This window comes from Streptomyces sp. NBC_00377, assembly GCF_036075115.1.
GTDB lineage: Bacteria > Actinomycetota > Actinomycetes > Streptomycetales > Streptomycetaceae > Streptomyces.
In genome coordinates, this window is the sequence record NZ_CP107958.1 from 7,183,662 (window position 1) to 7,202,926 (window position 19,265).

General features: G+C 72.0%; 16 protein-coding genes and 1 pseudogene. 11 read left to right on the forward strand and 6 right to left on the reverse strand.

From position 1 onward, the window contains the following. Positions 1-38: 38 nt before the first annotated feature. Both OHS71_RS31910 and OHS71_RS31915 read right to left on the reverse strand, forming a co-directional pair. Positions 39-446, reverse strand: coding sequence for a hypothetical protein (locus OHS71_RS31910; RefSeq protein WP_328482783.1), 408 nt, complete (start codon positions 444-446; stop codon positions 39-41). Between the two features lie 307 nt (positions 447-753). Beyond that, positions 754-1,536, reverse strand: coding sequence for a hypothetical protein (locus OHS71_RS31915; RefSeq protein ID WP_328482784.1), 783 nt, complete (start codon positions 1,534-1,536; stop codon positions 754-756). A gap of 539 nt (positions 1,537-2,075) precedes the next feature. On the opposite strand from OHS71_RS31915, the gene OHS71_RS31920 reads away from it, so the two are divergent. The 3 genes from OHS71_RS31920 (at position 2,076) to OHS71_RS31930 (ending at position 4,468) form a co-directional block, all read left to right on the forward strand. Further along, complete coding sequence (locus tag OHS71_RS31920; protein WP_328482785.1) at positions 2,076-2,786, forward strand: LysM peptidoglycan-binding domain-containing protein; 711 nt, start codon at positions 2,076-2,078, stop codon at positions 2,784-2,786. Between the two features lie 84 nt (positions 2,787-2,870). Continuing rightward, the gene (locus OHS71_RS31925) at positions 2,871-3,863 is read left to right on the forward strand and encodes a helix-turn-helix transcriptional regulator (RefSeq protein WP_328482786.1); all 993 of its coding nucleotides are present in this window, start codon (positions 2,871-2,873) and stop codon (positions 3,861-3,863) included. Positions 3,864-4,252: 389 nt separating this feature from the next. Then, positions 4,253-4,468, forward strand: a complete 216-nt coding sequence (locus OHS71_RS31930; RefSeq protein ID WP_328482787.1) for an I78 family peptidase inhibitor — start codon at positions 4,253-4,255, stop codon at positions 4,466-4,468. 138 nt (positions 4,469-4,606) lie between these two features. Here the strand turns inward: OHS71_RS31930 and OHS71_RS31935 are convergent, their stop codons facing one another. Both OHS71_RS31935 and OHS71_RS31940 read right to left on the reverse strand, forming a co-directional pair. Further along, positions 4,607-5,644 (reverse strand): phosphatase PAP2 family protein, encoded by a 1,038-nt coding sequence (locus tag OHS71_RS31935; RefSeq protein WP_328482788.1) that lies wholly within the window; start codon positions 5,642-5,644, stop codon positions 4,607-4,609. A 204-nt stretch (positions 5,645-5,848) separates the two neighbouring features. Then, complete coding sequence (locus tag OHS71_RS31940) at positions 5,849-7,069, reverse strand: hypothetical protein (protein WP_328482789.1); 1,221 nt, start codon at positions 7,067-7,069, stop codon at positions 5,849-5,851. 316 nt (positions 7,070-7,385) lie between these two features. On the opposite strand from OHS71_RS31940, the gene OHS71_RS31945 reads away from it, so the two are divergent. Beyond that, entirely contained in the window at positions 7,386-8,987 is a 1,602-nt protein-coding gene (locus tag OHS71_RS31945; RefSeq protein ID WP_328482790.1) for an MFS transporter, read from the forward strand. Between the two features lie 133 nt (positions 8,988-9,120). Continuing rightward, positions 9,121-10,311, forward strand: a complete 1,191-nt coding sequence (locus tag OHS71_RS31950; RefSeq protein ID WP_328482791.1) for an acyl-CoA dehydrogenase family protein — start codon at positions 9,121-9,123, stop codon at positions 10,309-10,311. A 42-nt stretch (positions 10,312-10,353) separates the two neighbouring features. On the opposite strand, the gene OHS71_RS31955 is transcribed toward OHS71_RS31950, so the two are convergent. Then, entirely contained in the window at positions 10,354-10,791 is a 438-nt protein-coding gene (locus OHS71_RS31955) for a cell division protein SepF (RefSeq protein WP_310435202.1), read from the reverse strand. Positions 10,792-11,103: 312 nt separating this feature from the next. On the opposite strand from OHS71_RS31955, the gene OHS71_RS31960 reads away from it, so the two are divergent. From OHS71_RS31960 to OHS71_RS31985, 6 genes are all read left to right on the forward strand, one after another. Further along, on the forward strand, positions 11,104-12,309 hold the full coding sequence (locus OHS71_RS31960) for a DUF5685 family protein (protein WP_328482792.1): 1,206 nt from the start codon (positions 11,104-11,106) through the stop codon (positions 12,307-12,309). 189 nt (positions 12,310-12,498) lie between these two features. Beyond that, positions 12,499-13,095: a GTP-binding protein gene (locus tag OHS71_RS31965; RefSeq protein ID WP_328482793.1), complete on the forward strand. Its 597-nt coding sequence runs from the start codon at positions 12,499-12,501 to the stop codon at positions 13,093-13,095. Positions 13,096-13,522: 427 nt separating this feature from the next. After that, complete coding sequence (locus OHS71_RS31970; RefSeq protein ID WP_328482794.1) at positions 13,523-15,307, forward strand: FAD/NAD(P)-binding protein; 1,785 nt, start codon at positions 13,523-13,525, stop codon at positions 15,305-15,307. Positions 15,308-15,350: 43 nt separating this feature from the next. After that, the gene (locus tag OHS71_RS31975; RefSeq protein ID WP_328482795.1) at positions 15,351-16,424 is read left to right on the forward strand and encodes an LLM class flavin-dependent oxidoreductase; all 1,074 of its coding nucleotides are present in this window, start codon (positions 15,351-15,353) and stop codon (positions 16,422-16,424) included. Then, positions 16,421-17,743 (forward strand): NtaA/DmoA family FMN-dependent monooxygenase, encoded by a 1,323-nt coding sequence (locus tag OHS71_RS31980; RefSeq protein ID WP_328482796.1) that lies wholly within the window; start codon positions 16,421-16,423, stop codon positions 17,741-17,743. The genes OHS71_RS31975 and OHS71_RS31980 overlap by 4 nt, the downstream gene beginning before the upstream one ends. A gap of 267 nt (positions 17,744-18,010) precedes the next feature. Then, on the forward strand, positions 18,011-18,361 hold the full coding sequence (locus OHS71_RS31985; RefSeq protein ID WP_328482797.1) for a hypothetical protein: 351 nt from the start codon (positions 18,011-18,013) through the stop codon (positions 18,359-18,361). Between the two features lie 12 nt (positions 18,362-18,373). Here OHS71_RS31985 and OHS71_RS31990 read toward each other — a convergent pair. Further along, positions 18,374-19,233, reverse strand: a pseudogene (locus OHS71_RS31990) (IS5 family transposase). Positions 19,234-19,265: the final 32 nt, after the last annotated feature.

Consider the following 19,265-nt stretch of genomic DNA (forward strand, 5'->3'; position numbering starts at 1 on the left):
ACCCGCGTCGGGTGCCGCCCTCCAGCCGTGTCCGCCGGTCAGAAGGTCCGCCGGGATCCCGGGGGGAGTGCCGCCGGGATGTGGTGCAGTGCGGTGGGTGCGGGCTGCTGGCCGAGCTGTCCCACCCGCTGCCACTGGGACTGCTGCCCGGACCCGTGCCGTGCGCTCTGCGCCCCCGCGCTGTAGGCGCTGTACGAGCTGCTGAACGATCCCGGGCGGGGCGCCGGGTAGGAGCTCGTGTGGTGCGGGATGTTCCCGAACGCGGTGAACCCCAGGTCTTCCTCGCCGCTGCGGTCACCCGGCAGCGAGCGGAACGCCTTGACGTACTCGGCGTAGAGCGCGTCGTAGATCGGCGTGGCCGATGGGCCGCCCTGGGAGTCCTGCGCGGGTCGCGCGGACGGGATCGACTGGAAGGACGGGCGGCGGGGGACGTCGTAGGTGTGCACGTATGTCCAAACGACGTGGCACAGGAAGGGATGCGGCTCCGCGGCCGGCCTCGGGGGGCGCGCAACCGCGTTCGGACACGGCCGGCCCGCGCCGGCGCGGACGCCGGCGAACGCACCCGGCCGCCGTCCGCCGACAGCCGCGGATGCGACCGCCGTCCGTGCACGGCTGCTGACCTGCCAGGGGCACCGCGGTGCTCAGCCGTCGTGGGCGTCGCCGGTCGCGTATGCGTCCTGCGGATGCGACCGCCGTCCGTGCACCACCCCTCCGGGCGCCGTGTGGCCCGCAGCCCCGCCTCGGCGGCCCGACTCAGGTCCCGGCGAGCGGGAGGGCGGCTCCGACCAGTTGTCCGTTGGCGGCGGCCTTGTCCAGGGCGTCCCGCAGCAGGTCCTCCCGGGGCTGACGGCCGATGGAGCCCACCGGCGCCGCGAACATCAGCACTTGCTGGTGCTTGTTGGCGGCGGCCCGCCACCCTTCCGTCACCTGCAACGGCTGGTGCGCCTGCCACCAGGCGATCGGCTGCCCGCCGTTCGCAGAGGGCTGGAGAACCGCGTGCAGCTGGCCCATCGCCAGCAGTACGGACCAGCCGTGCTGCACCGGCGGCACCTCGGTCAGCTGGGACAGCGGCATGAAGCCCTGCTCGATGAGCAGCGGCAGGAAGTCGTCACCGGCGCCGGTCGCGCCGGGCCGCACGATGGGCGCGGTCGGCTCGACGACCAGGGCCGGGTGCAACTCCCCGGCGATCAGCACGAGTCCGCTGGTGACGCCGAGCACCGCCTGCTCGGGTACGACCTTGCCGGGGTCCAGGTCGACGGTGTCGCCGCTGATGGAGCGGACCGCGCCCTGGAGCTGCTCCTCGGTGACCTGGACGACCTGCGAGGGCAGGCAGGTCGAGTGGGCGAAGGCGAGGACGGCGGTCTCGTCCCCGATGAACAGGACGGTGCTGGTGTGCTCGTTGTCGGAGTCGCCCGGGGTGCGGCAGGACGTGCAGTCGTAACTGCCCGGGGCGTTGTCTCCGGCGAGCAGCCGGTCGGCTTCTTCGTCGCCGATCTCGGCGCGTACCTCGTCGCTGACGTCGAGCATGCGCGGCACGGGTGACTCCCTCGGATGCGGTGCTTGGGCGAGGCGGGTGGCTCCCGGCTCGTGATCCGGGTCGGTCCCCGGCTCATGAAGAAGACAACGGGCGATCTGTGGCCAGGGTCACGCTGGACGGCGAACGGAATCGAACCATCCTGCGCGCGCGGTCACGATGTGTGCGGAATCCGCCACTCCATGTCAAGTAACGGCGAGGTCACGGAAGTTGATTCGGTGAGCTGACTCACAGACGGGGCAGGTGCCCGACCGACAAATCAGGAAATGGAGGAACGAATGAGGTGGCCTGAAATCGTCGCTACCTACGGTAACCAGTAACTGGCCTGGGGCGACGGCCGCTTGGTTGATAACGACCCGTCAGCTGCCTAGATTGCTCCGCCGTGTGCAACGAGCACCGCTCGGGTACGTCCGCCGGCCGCGCAGAGCCAGACACAGCGCAGCACCACCGCCGTCGGACGGGGCCGAGCGCGACGACCGCGTCCTCGCGCGGACGGCGCGCTCCGGCCAGGGGGAGCCTGGGTTCGTAGAGAGGGACCCACATGTCCGAATGTGCCGATATCCACACCCGCACGTCGTCGCGCAGGACGGCGGTCCTCGCCGGGGCGATACTGCTCGCCCCCCTCGGACTGCTGTCCGCGACCGGCAACGCCTCGGCGGCCGACAGCGGGGTGTGGGACCGTATCGCCCAGTGCGAGAGCGGCGGCAACTGGTCGATCAACACCGGCAACGGCTACTACGGCGGGCTCCAGTTCTCCGCCCAGACCTGGCGCGCGTACGGCGGCACCGCCTACGCGCCGACCGCCGACAAGGCCGGCAAGGCACAGCAGATCTCCGTCGCCACCAAGGTGCAGAACGCCCAGGGGTGGGGCGCGTGGCCGACCTGCTCGGCGCGCGCCGGAGCGTCCGGAAGCGCACCGGGGAGCGGATCGTCCTCCGCCGAGTCGAGCTCCGCCAAGTCGAGCTCCTCGAAGTCCGGTTCCTCTTCCTCTTCCTCGAAGCACTCGCAGTCCACGAAATCCACGAAGCACGCGCAGTCCTCGCGATCGGGTGAGTCGAGGGCGCCGGAGCGCTCGGCGGACCAGACGTCCCGCGGTGCGACCCGTGAGGACTACACCGTCCGGGCGGGGGACACTCTCAGCACCATCGCGGCCCGCAACGGGCTGACCTGGCAGCGGGTCTACGCCGCCAACAGGGCCGTCGTCGGCGGTGACCCCGACCTGATCGTGCCCGGACAACGCCTCATGCTCTGAGCGCCCCCTCGGAGGACACGGTGGCCCCACCCGGCGGGACGGCCGGGCGGGGCCACCGCGCGCGCCGTGAGCCACACTGTGCGCATGCTGGAGACCTCCGCCCGACTGCTGCGCCTGCTGTCCCTTCTCCAGGCCCACCGTGAGTGGTCCGGCTCCCAGCTCGCCGACCGGCTGGGCGTCACCGCGCGCACGGTGCGCCGGGACGTGGACCGGCTGCGCGAACTGGGCTATCCGGTCAACGCCAGCCCCGGCACCGGAGGCGGTTACCAGCTCGGCGCCGGCGCCGAGCTGCCCCCGCTGCTGCTGGACGACGACGAGGCCGTCGCCGTCGCGGTGGGGCTGCGCACGGCCGCCGGACAGGGAATCGAGGGCATCGGCGAGACCTCGGTACGAGCGCTGGCGAAGCTGGAGCAGGTGCTGCCGCACCGGCTGCGCCGCCGGGTGGGCGCCCTGAACGCCTTCACCGTGCCGATGCTGCGCGGCCCTCGGCCCGGCGGCATCGACCCGGCCGTCCTCACCGAGCTCGCCCACCTCTGCCGGGACGCCGAACGCCTGCGGTTCGACTACCGGGGGCACGACGGTACGGCGACCCGCCGCGCGGTCGAACCGCACCGCCTGGTGTGCACCGAGCGCCGCTGGTACCTGGTCGCCTGGGACCTCGACCGCGCGGACTGGCGTACGTTCCGCGTGGACCGTCTCACCCCGAGGCCGCCGCACGGGCCGCGCTTCGAACCGCGCGAGCCGCCCGCCGAGGACCTCGCCGCGTACGTCTCGCAAGGCGTCTCCACGCACGCGTACGCCACCCGGGCCACCGTCCGGCTCCTGGTGCCGCTGGCGGAGGCCGTCGAACGGATCTCGCCCTCGGCCGGGACGCTGGAGCCCGACGGCGACCGGGCCTGCGTCCTGCGCACCGGGGCCGCGAGCCTCGACGTGATGGTGATCCACGTGATGCTGACCGGCTTCGCGTTCGAGGTCGTGGAGCCCGTCGAGCTGATCGAGGCGATCAGGGCGGCCCGTGACCGGCTCGACGGCGCTCTGGCCCGGGCCGCGCGGACCGGGCCGTCCGGCGGCGCGTAGCGCGTCCGACCGCCCGGTCCGGTCGGCCCGCACCCGCCCCTTCCGACGCCCTGGGTCGGGCCCGCTGTCGCCCCGGCGGTGCGCGGAGGGTGTGTGGAGGAGCCGTGCATTTCCTATGGGCAGTCAGCTCTCGCGAAGGGGCGCGGAATCTTTGTGCGGCGGTGCCGGAAGGCGGCTGTCCGCGCGCTTTCCGCCCGGCAATTCAGGGACCCGACAAGGCGAGCGGGAATTGCGTTCGAATACGCGCGGAAGGCGTATGGAACCGCTCATACGTGTGATGGAGTTCGACCGAAACGCATGTCGTGATCCTGTGACAGAAGTGTGACCCGGGCGTTCCGCATCGCCGGCCCGGGGTTCCCGGAGCCGGGCTCGCGCCCTAGCGTGGCGGTATGGCACCGAATCCCGCTCCGCCAGCGGAGCCCCAGGACAATCCGGACGGATACGTCGGCCTCGACGTCGCACGGGCCGAGCGGCTCGCGCGGGAACGGGGGTGGTCGACGGTGCGTTCGCTGGAGCCCGGCACGATCCTCACCATGGAGTACCGCTTCGGGCGGCTGAACTTCGAGGTGCGCGAGGGGCGTGTGGCGCGCGCCTGGAAAGGCTAGGCCGCTCGGGGAGTACCGGACGGGCACGGCGAAGGCCCCGGTTCCTTGACTTCGGAACCGGGGCCTTCGGTGCGGAACCGGGTGGTGCGTACCGGGGTCCCGCCGCGGGAGTGGCCTGCGCGCAGGCGTCCGGGGAGGTCAGCCGCCGGTGAGCGGGCGGGCCGTCGAGGCCGCCGCGCCGCGGGGAAGACGGTCCGAGTGAGGTGGCCGGCGGCTGCCGACCGGGGTGACCGGGGTGCGCTCCGAGCGGGTGGAGTGCGGGCCGGGCGCCAGATAGACCGGCGCGCGCGGCGAACGGGCCGGAGCCGCCGCCTCGCGGGCCGCGGCGGCCTCGGCCTGGGCCGTTGTCGCCGTCGCGGCCGACGTGAACGACACGGGCACGGCGACGGGGGCGGCCGGGGACGGGGCCGTTCCGGTGCGGCGCTCGCGCCAGCGGTCGCGCAGGTCGAAGATCGCGACCTCGGCGCGCGCGATCAGCGGCTCGCACCAGGGCAGCGCCAGCAGGATCAGCAGACCGGCGGCCCAGCCGAGGACCACGTCGCTGAGCCAGTGCGTGCCGAGGTACACCGTGGCGAGGCCGACGCCGAGCGAGGTCACCGCGGACAGGGCGGACAGCCAGCGGCGGGCCCTCGGCGTGGAGGCCAGATACGCCAGGATTCCCCAGGTCACGACCGCGTTGGCGGTGTGGCCGCTGGGGAATATATCGCCGCCGAGGCCCATTTCGTTGGAGCCGATGGTCGTCGCGTAGTGCGGTCCGAGCCGGCCCATGCCGAGCTTCGCGGCACCGACGGTGATGTTCAGCAGCAGCAGAGAGGCGCCCAGCGTGAGGAGCGGGCGCAGGGTGTGCTGCCGCCAGGATCTCCAGCCGAGCCAGGCGGCGACCATCACCGCGGTGGGACCGCGCTGGCCGAGCACCACGTAGTAGTCGACGAACCAGTGGATGCCGGACCACTGCTGGTAGGGCCGGAAGAACATGACGAGCCAGTCGAGGCGGACCAGCCACGAGGTGATCACCACGAGCCACACGATCGCCAGATAGAAGGCCAGGGTCGCCGAGAACAGCGCGATCCGGTGCCTGCTCATCTTCGGCACGTCGATGTGTGCCGGTCGTTCCGGCTCCCGGTCCAGCCTGGCGAACACCCGGTCCAGACGGGTGAGGTTTCGTTCGGTACGCACCTAAACGACGTTACAGCGAGTGAGCTCGAGACCCGGCCGATTCCGCTGGTTTGTGATGACGATGTGATGTGGGATTGCTCTCAGAAGGGCAATTATTCCTACGGATTCAGCAATCGTCGAACACTGTTCCCTTCAATTCCTTTGATCATTCGAGGGGATAGTTTTAGAGAACGTAGAAAGGTTTCCCGAAAAGCCGGATTGCCCTTACGGGGGACCGCTGCCGTTCAGCCACCACGCGCCGTACGCGGCGGACGCCGCCGCGAGGCACCCCACCACCGCCGCGGACCTGGACGTCCGCAGCCGTGCCAGGGACCGGGCGGGGGGCAGCAGCAGCGGGAAGGCGGGCAGCAGCAGCCGCGGCTTGGAGCCGAAGTAGCTCGACGCGCACAGCGCGAGCACGAGGACCGCACCCGCGTACACCAGCAGCGGGAGCGGCTGGCGCTGCCGCACGCAGACGGCGTACAGCCACAGCAGCAGAGCCACTCCGACGATCAGCCCGAGGCCGGCGAGGGCCGACGGAAAGGACGTGAACTTGTCGGCGACGAAGCGGGCGAAGGCGTAACCGCCGTCGAAGCCGTTGCGCCATCCGGCTTGGACGTCGAGGTAGCCGAGGGGGCCCCCGCCCGTGCGGTGGCCGACCCAGAGGACGTATCCGGCGGTGCCGAGGGGGGCCAGGAGCATGCCAAGGGCGCGCGTGGCCGGTGAGGCGCGCCGGCCGGTGTGCGCGCCGGGCCCGGGCGCCGTCGCGCGGCTCGGCTCGAACGGGGGCGCCCGGCGAGCCTCCCGGTTGCGGCGGAAGGACATCGCGCCCGCCACCCATACGGACGCGACCACCGCGAGCCCCACCGGGCGGGTCAGCCCGGACAGCGAGGCGAGCACTCCCGCGGCCACCCACCGGCCGGTGAGCACCGCGTACAGCGACCAGGCGGCCAGCGCGGTGAACAACGACTCGCTGTACGCCATCGACTGCACGATCCCGACGGGCAGGACGGCCCACACCAGGACCGCGTACACCCCGGCGCGGCGGCCGTACACATGGTCGGCGACCGCGAAGACGCCCCAGGCCGCGGCGAGCGAGGCGAGCAGGGACACGACGAAACCGGCGTCGGCGAAGGACAGCGGGGTCGCCGCGTGCAGGAGCCTCTCCAGCCAGGGCAGCAGGGGGAAGAAGGCGAGGTTGGAGTGGATGTCGCCGTTCGGCAGGCGGACCCGGTAGCCGTACCCCAGCTCGGCGACCCTGGTGTACCAGAGGGCGTCCCAGCGGGCGGTCAGCAGCGTGTACGCGCTCTTGTCGCGGGCGGCGCTCCACAGGACCAGGGCGAGCAGACCCAGGGCGCGCACGGCCGCGTACCCCAGGAGGGCGGGGGCCGCCCGGCGCAGGGTCGCGGCGCCCGGGGGCCTCACGCGCGTCTCGAGATCGGTCACGGGCCCGATTATCGACGGCGTGCCCGGCGCCCGGGACCGCCGGGCTGCGGGGGCGGCCCGGGAAGGGGGCCCGGAGAAGGGGTACGGGGATGGGCGGGGGAGTGGCGCCGGAGTGACGGGGGAGTGGCGTACGCCACATGGTTGCCCCAGGACGGTGAGAGGTCCGCCACGTGGCCCCGGCGCGAACTCGCGTACGCTGCCTTCCACTCGTGTTCGTCTGCGCGGGCCGGAGATCACCGCTCCTCTCCGGCCGAGCCCCGGGGAGTCCCCACCCCGTGAGCCCGCCGAACCGAGGGATCACCTGGGAGGTACGTACATGTCCGGGACGACCACGGCCGCCGCTGGGCTGCGCCGTCGGGCGGCCGGGGCCGGTGCCAACCGCTGGGTCGTCCTGGTGGTGCTGTGCGTCAGCCTGCTGCTGGTCGCCGTCGACGCGACCGTGCTGCACGTCGCGGTGCCCGCCGTCACCGAGGACCTGCGGCCCGGCGCCATCGAGCTGCTCTGGATCGTCGACACCTATCCACTGGTCTGCGCCTCGCTGCTGATCCTCTTCGGCACGCTCGGCGACAGAGTGGGCCGCAGACGGATCCTGCTGCTCGGGTACGCCCTCTTCGGTGTCGCCTCCGCGCTGGCGGCGTTCGCCGGGAGCGCGCAGACCCTGATCGTGGCGCGGGCGCTGCTGGGCGTCGGCGGCGCGATGATCATGCCGGCCACGCTGTCGATCCTGCGCCAGGTGTTCCCGGACCGGCGTGAGCGGGCGCTCGCGATCGGCATCTGGAGCGCGGTGGCCGCGGTGGGCGCCGCGATCGGGCCCCTTCTCGGCGGCTTCCTGCTCGAGCACTTCTGGTGGGGCTCGGTCTTCCTCGTCAACATCCCGCTGATGCTGGTCAGTCTGCCGGTGGGACGACTGCTGCTGCCCGAGTCCCGGGGCACGGCGGACGGCCCCTGGGACGTGGTCGGCGCGCTGCTGGCGGCGGTCGGCCTGTTCGGCGTCGTGCTGGGCGTGAAGCAGCTGGGAGGCGGGGAACTCGGGCCGCTCACCGTGGTCCCGCTGCTGGTGGGCGCGGTGCTGATCGTGCTGTTCGTCCGACGTCAGCGGCGTCGCCGCCATCCGCTGGTGGACCTGCGGATGTTCCGCCGGCCGGCGTTCAGCACGTCGGTCGGCTGCATCGTGCTGGCGATGCTGGCGCTGGTGGGTCTCGAGCTGATCGCCGCGCAGTACTTGCAGCTGGTGCTGGGTCTGTCCCCCCTGGAGACGGGTCTGCGGCTGCTGCCCCTGACCTTCGCGGCGATGGCGGCCGGGCTGGCCGGGGCACGGCTGCTCCGGCAGGTCGGCCCGCGCCGGATGGTGTGCGGGGGGTTCGTCCTCACGGCGGTGGCGGTGCTGACGCTGACCGCGATGGGCGGGTCGGACAACACGGGACTGCTGCTGTTCGGGTTCCTGCTGCTGGGCTTCGGCCTGGAGACGACCCTGTTCGCGGCGTACGAGTCGATGCTGAGCGAGGCTCCGCCGGAGCAGGCGGGCGGGGCGGCGGCGATCGGCGAGACGTCGTACCAGCTGGGAGCGGGGATCGGGATCGCGCTGCTGGGAAGCGTGATGAACGCCGCGTACGCGCCCGGACTGAGGTCGGTGCCGGGAGTGCCGGCGTCGGCGTCGGACGCGGCCGGGCATTCGCTGGGCGAGGCGTACGAGGTCGCCGGGCAGCTGGGCGGGCCGGTCGGGGTCGCGCTGCGGCGGGTCGCGAGGGACAGCTTCGTGCACGGTCTGCACGTCACGCTGCTGGTGAGTGCCGGGCTGCTGCTGCTGGGGGCGTTGATGGCGTTGCGGCTGCCGCGGGTCATGCAGTGCGAGTCGCCTCCGGTGGGGGTGGAGCTTCCCTCGCCCCGGGAAGTGATGGAGTCCCGCGTCTCCGCGTGAGCCCCCGCCCGAGCGCCGCTCGTGGTCGGCCGACGGGCGAACGTTTCCGGTGGGGTGCTCCGCAGGCGGCGGCGTGCGGTAGCGTCGGACGGTAGTTAGCGGTGCTAGTTTTAGTGTGGCGGAGGGTTTGCCGATGTCTGCGTCCTCGAAGTTGCCCCCGTTCGACCCCGCCGACCCGCTCGGGATCGACGATCTGCTCGAACCGGAGGATCTCGCGATCCGTGACACCGTGCGGAGCTGGGCCGCCGACCGGGTGCTGCCCCGGGTCGCCGAGTGGTACGAACGCGGGGAGCTGCCGGAGATCCGGGAACTGGCGCGCGAGCTCGGCGCCATCGGCGCCCTCGGGATGTCGCTCAGCGGATACGGGTGCGCGGGCGCCAGCGCCGTGCAGTACGGCCTCGCCTGTCTCGAACTCGAGGCCGCCGACTCCGGAATCCGGTCCCTCGTCTCCGTCCAGGGCTCCCTCGCCATGTACGCCGTGCACCGCTTCGGCAGCGAGGAGCAGAAGCGGACCTGGCTGCCGGGGATGGCCGCGGGGGAGATCATCGGGTGCTTCGGGCTCACCGAACCCGATCACGGCTCCGACCCGGCCGCCATGCGGACGTACGCCAAGCGGGACGGCTCCGACTGGGTGCTGAACGGCCGCAAGATGTGGATCACCAACGGCTCCGTCGCCGGGGTGGCCGTCGTCTGGGCGCAGAGCGACGACGGCATCCGCGGGTTCGTGGTGCCCACCGCGACTCCCGGGTTCTCCGCGCCCGAGATCAAGCACAAGTGGTCCCTGCGGGCCAGCGTGACCAGCGAGCTCGTGCTCGACGACGTGCGGTTGCCCGCCGACGCGGTCCTGCCGGAGGTCACCGGGCTGCGCGGACCGCTGAGCTGTCTGTCCCACGCGCGCTACGGCATCGTGTGGGGCGCGATGGGAGCGGCACGCTCCTGCTTCGAGACCGCTGTCGCGTACGCGAAGACCCGCGAGCAGTTCGGGCGGCCCATCGGCGGGTTCCAGCTCACCCAGGCGAAGCTCGCCGACATGGCGGTCGAGCTGCACAAGGGGATTCTGCTCGCCCATCACCTCGGGCGGCGCATGGACGCCGACCGCCTGCGTCCCGAGCAGGTCAGCTTCGGCAAGCTCAACAACGTACGGGAGGCGATCGAGATCTGCCGGACCGCCCGTACGATCCTCGGCGCCAACGGGATCTCGCTCGAATACCCCGTCATGCGGCACGCCACCAACCTCGAGTCGGTGCTCACCTACGAGGGCACCGTCGAGATGCACCAGCTCGTGCTGGGCAAGGCGCTCACCGGACTCGACGCCTTCCGCTGACCCGGCCCGGAAGCCGGGGCAGGGCCGGTGAGCGGCCCTGCCTCAGCTCTGATTGAAGAAACCGTCCGTCCGGTGCGCGGACGGGTCCCCGTTCACGATCTCCGTGTTGGCGGGGCTCAGCAGGAACACCCGGGTGGACACCCGCTCGATCGAACCCCGCAGGCCGAAGATCAACCCGGCCGCGAAGTCGACCACGCGCTTGGCGTCGCCGGCCTCCATGGCCGTCAGGTTCATGATGACCGGCACGCCCTCGCGGAACAGTTCCCCGATCGCCCGCGCGTCCCGGAAGCTGTCCGGGGTGACGGTGCCGATGCGGCGGCCCTTCTCCTCGGCCGTGTCCGTCGCCACCTTCACGCGGGGGTCGGTCACCCAGGCGTCGCCGGAGTCGGTCCCCTCGGAATAGTCGTCGTCGTAGTAACGCTCGTCATCGTTGTCGTCGACGAGGCCAAGCCAGGCACTCGCCTTGCGCACCGATCCCATGGACGCCTCCTCTCACAGCGGTCTTTCTGCTTTCCGCATTCCCCATGGTCGTCCATGATGCGGATGTCGCGCCAAGTGGATAGACGCCGCGCGGGGGGTTTGTGACGGTACTGGTGCACAGCGGATCCGTCGAGAGCCCGCGTCTCCCAAGGGTCGTACCGGATACGGCTGCTGACTGTGAGTGAAATATGATTCTTTGTGGCGGATGGGTGACGGACGGTGCGTCCGGGTGAATCGAGTACCCCTCATCCGGCGCGACAATCGGTCGATAGCATGCGGCAGCTCAATGTCCCAAGGACGACGGGGGTTGTCGTGTTCGGAATCGTCAGGCCGTGCAGTCACCGGCTCGGAGAAGGTCTCAAGACCCAGTGGATGGCCCACCTGTGCGGGCTGTGTCTCGCGCTGCGCGGCGACCACGGGCAGTTCGCGCGGGTCGTCACCAACTACGACGGGCTGCTCGTATCGGTTCTGACGGAGGCTCAGGCGCCCCGCGTCACGGCCGACGGGTGGCGGCGCACGGCGGGACCGTGCCCGCTGCGCGGGATGCGTACCGCGTCCGTCGCGCAGGGCGAGGGCGCCCGGCTCGCGGCAGCCGTCTCGCTGGTCCTCGCCTCGGCCAAGGTGCGCGACCACGTCGCCGACGGGGACGGGCTGCTGGCGCGGCGGCCCGTCGCCGTGGCCGCGCGCCGGATCGCCGCGAGCTGGGGGCGGGCCGGGGAACGCGGCGGAGCCGCCGTCGGGTTCGACACGGCCGTCCTCGTCGACGCCGTGGACCGGCAGGTCGGCATCGAGGCGCTCGCCGGGCCCGGCACCTCGCTGACCGCCGTCACCGAGCCGACCGAGACCGCGACCGCGGCCGCCTTCGCGCACACCGCCCTCCTGGCGGGCCGTCCGGGCAACGCCGCGCCGCTCGCCGAGGCGGGCCGCCTCTTCGGCCGGCTGGCGCATCTGCTGGACGCGGTCGAGGACCGGGAGGCCGACGCGGCGGCCGGCGCCTGGAACCCGCTGACGGCCACCGGCACCCCGCTCACGGAGGCCCGCCGGCTCGCCGACGACGCCCTGCACGGCATCCGGCTCGCTCTGCGCGACGTCGCCTTCGTGGACGGCAGGCTCGCGCATCTGCTGCTGGCGCACGAGCTGGAGCGTTCGGTCGACCGGGCGTTCGGGACACAGTCGTGCGGACACACGCACACGCCGGAGGGCGCCTTCGGGCCGCCGACCGGGCCGTACGCCCCTCAGGGGCCGGTGGATCCACACGCGCCGGGCAACCCCTACGGGGGCAACCCCTTCGGTGGTGAGCCGCCCCGGCCAGGGAAGCGCGGCTTCTGGGCCGGCTGCGCGGTCGCCCTCGGACTGTGCTGCACCTGCAAGGCCTGCTGCGCCGACGAGTTCGAGGGGCCCTGGTCGCGGAAGAAGCGCGAGGGCTGGTGCCGCGACGGCTGTGACGGCTGCGATTGCTGCGACGGGTGTCAGTGCTGCGAGTGCTGTGAGTGCTGCTCCTGCGACTGTTCCTGCTGACACGGCGTCACTGATGCTGCCCGTGGCGCCCCGTGTGGGGCGCCACGGTGAGCGACGGGCATCCCCGGAACGTATCTCTGCTCGAGGACGCGGACTTCGTAGGGCCGTCCATCGGGACCGGCGGTCGGCCGTTCGCGCGCCGGAAACCCGCGGAGCCACCGCTCCGGATGCTCGAAAGGATCAATGATCATGCCCGGGCGCTCTGACAAAACCGTTCCGCTCGCCGTGAAGATCGTGGTGAGCGGTGGGCTCGGGGTCGGTAAGACGACCTTCATCGGGGCCGTCTCCGAGATCGACCCGCTGGACACCGATGCGCCGATCACCCAGGTGTCGGTCGGGGTCGACTCGCTCGAGGGCGTGGAGTCCAAGACCACCACCACCGTGGCGCTCGACTTCGGACGGATCACCCTCGACCATGCCATCGCGCTGTACCTGTTCGGCACGCCGGGGCAGGACCGGTTCGCCTTCCTGTGGGACGACCTCGTGGAGGGAGCGCTCGGAACGGTGGTCCTCGCGGACACCCGGCGGATCGAGGAATGCTTCCCTGCCGTCGACTACTTCGAGGCCCAGGGCGCGCCGTTCGTCCTCGCGGTGAACCGCTTCGACGGGGCCGAGCACTTCGAACTGGCCGAGGTACGGGCGGCGTTGGGACTGAGCGCCGAGGTGCCCGTGCTGGAGTGCGACGCGCGCGAGCGTGGCTCCGTACGGGACGTGCTGGGGGCGTTGATGGATCGAGTGGTCGGATTTCGCGCCGCCGCGGGGCGCAGCGCGATCGGGGCGCGCTGATCGCCGCAGGGCAGCGTGAGGTGCGGAGAAAGCGGTGGAGAAGGCGCATGTCGAGGGGAGGGCGCGGAGGTGAAGGCGGAGCTGCGGTGAGGGCAGAACGCGAGAAGGGCGCCCCGGGAGCGGGGGCCGCAGTGGGTCAGCTCAACAGGAACAGGACCACACGCGACCGAAGTCGATGTGGGAGCGGGTGACCAGACACTGCTGCGGATGCATGGGTCAAGTGGAGCAGGTCTCCGGTGGTGCGTCAACCGACGTGAGACGTACCGCTCACACTGTGGACAGCCTTGACAGTGAGCGGAAACGCCCACGTACTCTCGCCGCACGGCCCTGCTGAGGGGCTAGGCCGTATCCGCGCCGCGGCGCGCTTCTCATCCGGTGTGTGAAGGCACCTGCCCGTGTTCGATCCCAGCTGTCACGGAGCCTTCGCATGCCTTCCGAAACCCTCGACCCCGAAGCACCCGCCACCCTCGTGATCGTCGGGGCCGGGCCGCGGGGGACCGGCCTCATCGAGCGGATCGCCGCCAACGCGCCCGAGCTGTACGCCGGTTCGGGGCTAGAGATCCATCTCGTCGACCCGCATCCGCCGGGCGCCGGACGCATCTGGCGCGCCGCCCAGTCGCCGCTGCTGTGGATGAACTCGCACGCCGAGGACGTCACCATGTTCACCGACGAGTCGGTGCGGATGGCCGGGCCGGTGCGGCCGGGGCCGACCCTGCACGAGTGGGCGGGCATCGACGGGCAGACCTTCGCCGACCGGCAGATCCAGGGCTCCTATCTGCGCTGGGTGCACGAACAGGCCGTCGCCGCGCTGCCCCCGGAGATCACGGTCCGGCACCATCCGGGGCGCGCCCTGCGGGTGAGCGGCCCCCGGGAGGGGCGCCAGCAGATATGGCTGGAAGGCCGGGACCGGCCCCTGGTCGCCGACCTCGTCGTCCTCGCCCTCGGTCACCTCGACGCCGAACTGGACCAGGAACAGAGCGAGTTGGCGGCCTACGCGGCTGAGCACGGGCTCGTCCACCTGCCGCCGGACTTCACGGCCGACAGCGACCTGTCGGCGCTGGTGGCGGGTGAGCCCGTGCTGGTGCGCGGCTTCGGGCTCGCGTTCGTCGACCTGATGGTGCTGCTCACCGAGGGGCGCGGCGGCCGCTACGAAGGCGACACGTATGTGCCCTCCGGGCGGGAACCGGTGCTGTACGTCGGCTCGCGGCGCGGAGTGCCGTACCACTCGAAGATCGGCTACGACTGGACCGGCGAACGGCCGCCGCTGCCCCGGTTCCTGGGGCCCGCCGAGATCGACGGGCTGCTCGCCCGGCCCGGGGGCTTCGACTTCCGGCGGGACGTGTGGCCACTGGTGGAGAAGGAACTGGGCTTCGCCCACTACCACCGGCTGTTCACGGCCCACGCCGAGCGGACCGCGATCGCCTGGACCGACTTCGAGGAGAAGTACGAGGCCGCGTCCGCGGGCGCCGAGCGGGAGGCCCTGGTGGCGGCCGCCGTGCCCGACCCGCGTGACCGGCTCGACCTGGCCGCGCTCGACCGGCCGCTGGACGGGGTGACGTACGCGTCCTTCGAGGAGTTCCAGGAAGGGCTGCGCGGATATGTCGAGGGTGACCTGAGCCGCCGTCACGACCCCTCGCACAGCACCGACCTGGCCGTCTTCCTGGGGCTGCTGTCCGTGTACGGGCAGTTGGTCCGGCTCGGGGACATCGGCTCCTGGTGGCACGGGTTCTTCAGCTACCTGGCCTCCGGGCCGCCCGGACCCCGGTTGGGACAACTGCTCGCGCTGTCCCGGGCGGGGATCCTGAACTTCGTCGGCGCCGGCATGGCCGTCCACGCGCGGGACGGGGTGTTCCGGGCGTCGAGTGCGACCGTGCCGGGCTTCTCGGTCGAGGCGCGGGCGCTGGTCGAGGCCCGGCTGCCGGAGCCGACGCTCCGGCGCGCCCTCGACCCGCTGCTGCGGGAGCTGCACGCCGACGGCGCGGGCGAGACCCCGGACGGGCTGCTGCGGGTGGACCGGGCCGACGGGCGGGTCCTGGACCGGGACGGCCGGCCGCATCCACGGCGCTTCGCGCTCGGGCCGCACACCGACGGCCGTACGCCGGGCGCGTTCACCCGGCCGCGCACCGGCGGCCCCGCGTTCCGGCAGAACGACGCCACCGCCCGGGCCGCCCTGGTGTTCCTGCGGGACCTGGGCGCCGATGCCGTCGGGTGAACCGTCCCCCTTCGAAGCGTCACGGAAGAAAGGGTTCTCCCCCATGACCTCATCGCACGGCCGGGGCCCGCTGCACCTGGCCGCCGCCGTCGACCTGCCCGGGGTGTCGGACGCCGGTCCCCATGTCGAGCTGGCGCGGCTCGCCGAACGCGGCGGGCTGGACTTCGTGACGCTGGACGACACCTTCGCCCGGCCCGGGCCCGACGCGTCGGCCGTGCTGTCCCGGGTGGCGCCCGCCACGCGACGCGTCGGACTGGTGCCCACCCTCAGCACCACCCACACCGAGCCCTTCCACGTGCAGGCCACGGTCGCCACGCTCGACTGGGTCAGCCGTGGCCGGGCCGGCTGGCGGATCGACGTCTCCACCAGCGAAGGGGAGGCCCGTCTCTTCGGCCGCCGGTACGCCGCGCCGCCGGACGCCCTGTGGCGGGAGGCCGGTGAAGTCGCCGACGTGAGCGCGAAGTTGTGGGACAGCTGGGAGGACGACGCCGAGATACGGGACGTGTCCACCGGCCGTTTCGTCGACCGGGACAAGCTGCACCACGTCGACTTCACCGGCTCGGCGTTCTCGGTGAGGGGCCCCTCCACCGTGCCGAGACCTCCGCAGGGGCACCCCGTGCGGGTGGTCGACGCCACCGAGGGGCCCGCCCGGTCCACCGCCGCCCGCCACGCCGACGTGGCCCTCGTACGCGCGGCGGGTTCCGCGCAGGCCCGTGACGTGCGCGACCGGCTGCGCGCCGACGCGGCCAGGTCGGGACGCGACCCGAACTCCCTGCTCGTCCTGGTGAGTCTGCTGATCGACCTCGGGGACGGCGAGCACGCCGCCGAACCCGGCCACGGCGGGGGCGGCCCCCGGCAGACGGCGCGGGGCCCGCTCTACCGGGGCGGGCCCGTCGACCTCGCCGACCTGATCGCCTCCTGGTACGAGGACGGGGCCACCGACGGCTTCCACCTCATCCCCGTCGAACCGCGCCGCGACCTGGAACGGCTGGTCAACGGGACGGTGGCACTGCTCCAGCACCGCAGCCTGTTCCGCACCTTCTACCCGGGCAGCACGCTCCGCGAGCACCTGGGGCTGGCCCGGCCCGCCAACCGGTACGCGGGGGGAGCGGCATGAGCGCCCGGCAACCCGGCGGTCCGCGGCCGCCCGGCAGACGCCTGCACCTGGCCGCACTCTTCCCCGGCGCCGGCGACACCACGGTCTGGGCCGATCCCGACGCCAAGTCGCAGATCGAGTTCTCCTCCTTCGAGCGGTTCGCCCGGACCGCGGAACGCGGCCTGTTCGACTTCCTCTTCCTTGCGGAGGGGCTGCGGCTGCGCGAGCACAGGGGCCGTATCCACGACCTGGACGTGGCGGGACGGCCGGAGTCCCTCACCGTCCTGAACGCGCTCGCCGGGGTCACCGAGCACCTGGGGCTCGCCGCCACGGTCGACGCCGCCTTCAACGAGCCGTTCGAACTCGCCCGCAGACTGGCCACCCTCGACCACCTCAGCGGCGGCCGGGCGGCCTGGAACGTGGTGACCTCCGCGGACGCCCTCACCGGCGAGAACTTCCGCCGCGGTGGCTACCTCGACCACGCCGACCGGTACGACCGGGCCGCCGAGTTCGTCGCCACCGCGCGGAAGCTGTGGGGCTCCTGGACACCGGACGGGGTGCCCCGGCCGTTCGCTCACCGGGGCCGGCACTTCGACATCGCCGGGGAGTTCACCCTGCCGCGCTCGCCGCAGGGGCACCCGGTGGTGATCCAGGCGGGGGACTGCGGTGAGGGACGGGAGGCCGCCGCCGCCACCGCCGACATCGTCCTCACCCGGCACGGCACGCTGGAGGCCGGGCGGGCCCTCTACGCCGACGTCAAGGGGCGGCTGGCCAAGTACGGCCGCGGCCCCGGCGATCTGAGGGTCATGCCCGGCGTCACCGTCGTCCTCGGGGAGACCGCCGCCGAGGCGCAGGAACGGGCCGCCACGATCAGACGGCAGCAGATCTCCCCGCAGAACGCCGTCCTCGCCCTGGAGCAGATCTGGGGCCTCGACCTGTCGGGGTACGACCCCGACGGGCCGTTGCCCGAGATCGACCCGGTGGCAGGCTCGGGGCTCACGCGGGGCCGCACCCGGCGCGGGGACGCCGTCGCGACGGCGCGGAGGCTGCGGGCGCTGGCGAAAGAGAAGGGGCTGTCCCTCCGGCAGACCGTGATCGAGACGAGCGCCCGGCAGTCCTTCGTCGGCACGCCCGAGGCGGTCGCCGCCGGACTGGAGGAGTTCGTGCGCGAGGACGCCGCCGACGGCTTCGTCCTCGAACCGCATCTCGCGCCCGGCGGCCTCGACGGGTTCGTCGACCGGGTGGTGCCACTGCTCCAGGAGCGCGGCGTGTTCCGTACGGAGTACGAGGGAAGCACCCTGCGCTCACACCTCGGGTTGCCCGACCCCGTAGCCCCCTAGGGCGTGTCTGACAATTCCCGCCGGGCGCGCGGCGTCCGGCACGGCACCTCGCCGCGTTGTCGCATCACCCGAGTACATCCAGTACGCGGGCGATGCTCCGCCTTGCGATGCACCGCACCGCACCGGACGCCGCGCGCTGATCCGACGCGAATTGTCAGACACGCCCTAGCCCGGTAGCCCTCTAGGAGCTCTCTTACGGATCATGAGCGGAGATCCGAGTGCAGACCTGCTCGCGTTGGCAGAACTGCCGCCTGCAACGATGCGTCTGTGAGCTATGACCTTGCTGTATGGGACGGTGACCGTCCAGTCGACGACCGCCAAGCGGGCTCGATGTATGACGGGTTCTACGAGCGCTACCTGGAGTCGGACGATGTCGTTGTGCCTCCGGCGCCGCGCATCGTGGCGTACGTGGATGCCCTCGTCGCGCGGTATCCAGATGACGTCGACCACAACGTCGTGTGGGCGTCGACACCGGTCATCGATGAGGCATCGGGCCCGATCGTGTACTTGGTCATGTCTTACGCCAGGGCCGAGGAAGTGTCCGAGTACGCCGCTGAACTGGCGCGCGAGCACGGCCTCGTCTGCTTCGATCCGCAGAGCGAATGTCTCCGCCCCTGAGCTGGCTGTTGATCAGCGGGCGGACCAGAGGAAGATGCCCGCAAGGAGGAGGCCGGCGCGGTAGACCGTGGCGGTTTTCTCGTAGCGGGTAGCCAGGCCGCGCCACTGCTTGAGGCGATTGATGCAGCGCTCGACGGTGTTGCGCTGCTTGTAGGCTTCGCGGTCGAATCCGGGCGGGCGCCCGCCGCTGCGACCCTTGCGCTGGCGGTTGGCGATCTGGTCGGCAGGCTGCGGGATCACAGTCCGTACTCCGCGCCTTCGCAGAAGGTCCCGAATAGCTCGTGACGAATACGCCTTGTCGGCCAGCACCATGAAGGGCCTGGTCCTGGGCCTACCGATACGACGTGGGATCCGGATGGCAGCCATCACGTGATCGAACGCCGGCGCGTCTCCGGCCTGGCCGGGCGTGAGCACGAAACACAGCGGGCGACAGCGACTGTCAGCGGCGAGATGGATCTTCGTGGTCAGTCCACCACGCGACCGTCCGATCGCGTGGTCGGCGGGCTCATCAGCCGGGGCCCCTTTTTACGGGCCCCGGCGCCGTTCTGGTGCACGCGCACAACCGTGGAGTCGACCGCGACGACCCAGTCCAGCTCGCCGTCCGCATCGGCTTGGGCGAGCAGGGCAGTGAAGACGCGATCCCAGGTGCCATCGATCGCCCAGTTCCTCAACCGTGTGTAGACGCCTTTCCACGAGCCGTACTCCGCGGGGAGGTGCACCCATTGTGAGCCAGTCTGGAACTTCCAGGCGATCGCGTCGATCACCTGTCGGTGATCGCGCCACCGCCCGCCGCGCCTCGGTGTCCGGTCCGGCAACAACGGCTCTATCCGCGCCCACTGCGCGTCAGTCAACGGCACGGCCAGACCAACGATCCGATGATCGGTAAGAAACGCCCTAGCCCGGT

Bases quoted from the DNA above. Each gene is read 5' to 3' on its own strand.
- OHS71_RS31920 (WP_328482785.1), top strand. From the start codon at position 2,076: ATGTCCGAATGTGCCGATATCCACACCCGCACGTCGTCGCGCAGGACG.
- OHS71_RS31925 (WP_328482786.1), top strand. From the start codon at position 2,871: ATGCTGGAGACCTCCGCCCGACTGCTGCGCCTGCTGTCCCTTCTCCAG.
- OHS71_RS31930 (WP_328482787.1), top strand. From the start codon at position 4,253: ATGGCACCGAATCCCGCTCCGCCAGCGGAGCCCCAGGACAATCCGGAC.
- OHS71_RS31945 (WP_328482790.1), top strand. From the start codon at position 7,386: ATGTCCGGGACGACCACGGCCGCCGCTGGGCTGCGCCGTCGGGCGGCC.
- OHS71_RS31950 (WP_328482791.1), top strand. From the start codon at position 9,121: ATGTCTGCGTCCTCGAAGTTGCCCCCGTTCGACCCCGCCGACCCGCTC.
- OHS71_RS31955 (WP_310435202.1), bottom strand. From the start codon at position 10,791: ATGGGATCGGTGCGCAAGGCGAGTGCCTGGCTTGGCCTCGTCGACGAC.
- OHS71_RS31965 (WP_328482793.1), top strand. From the start codon at position 12,499: ATGCCCGGGCGCTCTGACAAAACCGTTCCGCTCGCCGTGAAGATCGTG.
- OHS71_RS31970 (WP_328482794.1), top strand. From the start codon at position 13,523: ATGCCTTCCGAAACCCTCGACCCCGAAGCACCCGCCACCCTCGTGATC.
- OHS71_RS31975 (WP_328482795.1), top strand. From the start codon at position 15,351: ATGACCTCATCGCACGGCCGGGGCCCGCTGCACCTGGCCGCCGCCGTC.
- OHS71_RS31980 (WP_328482796.1), top strand. From the start codon at position 16,421: ATGAGCGCCCGGCAACCCGGCGGTCCGCGGCCGCCCGGCAGACGCCTG.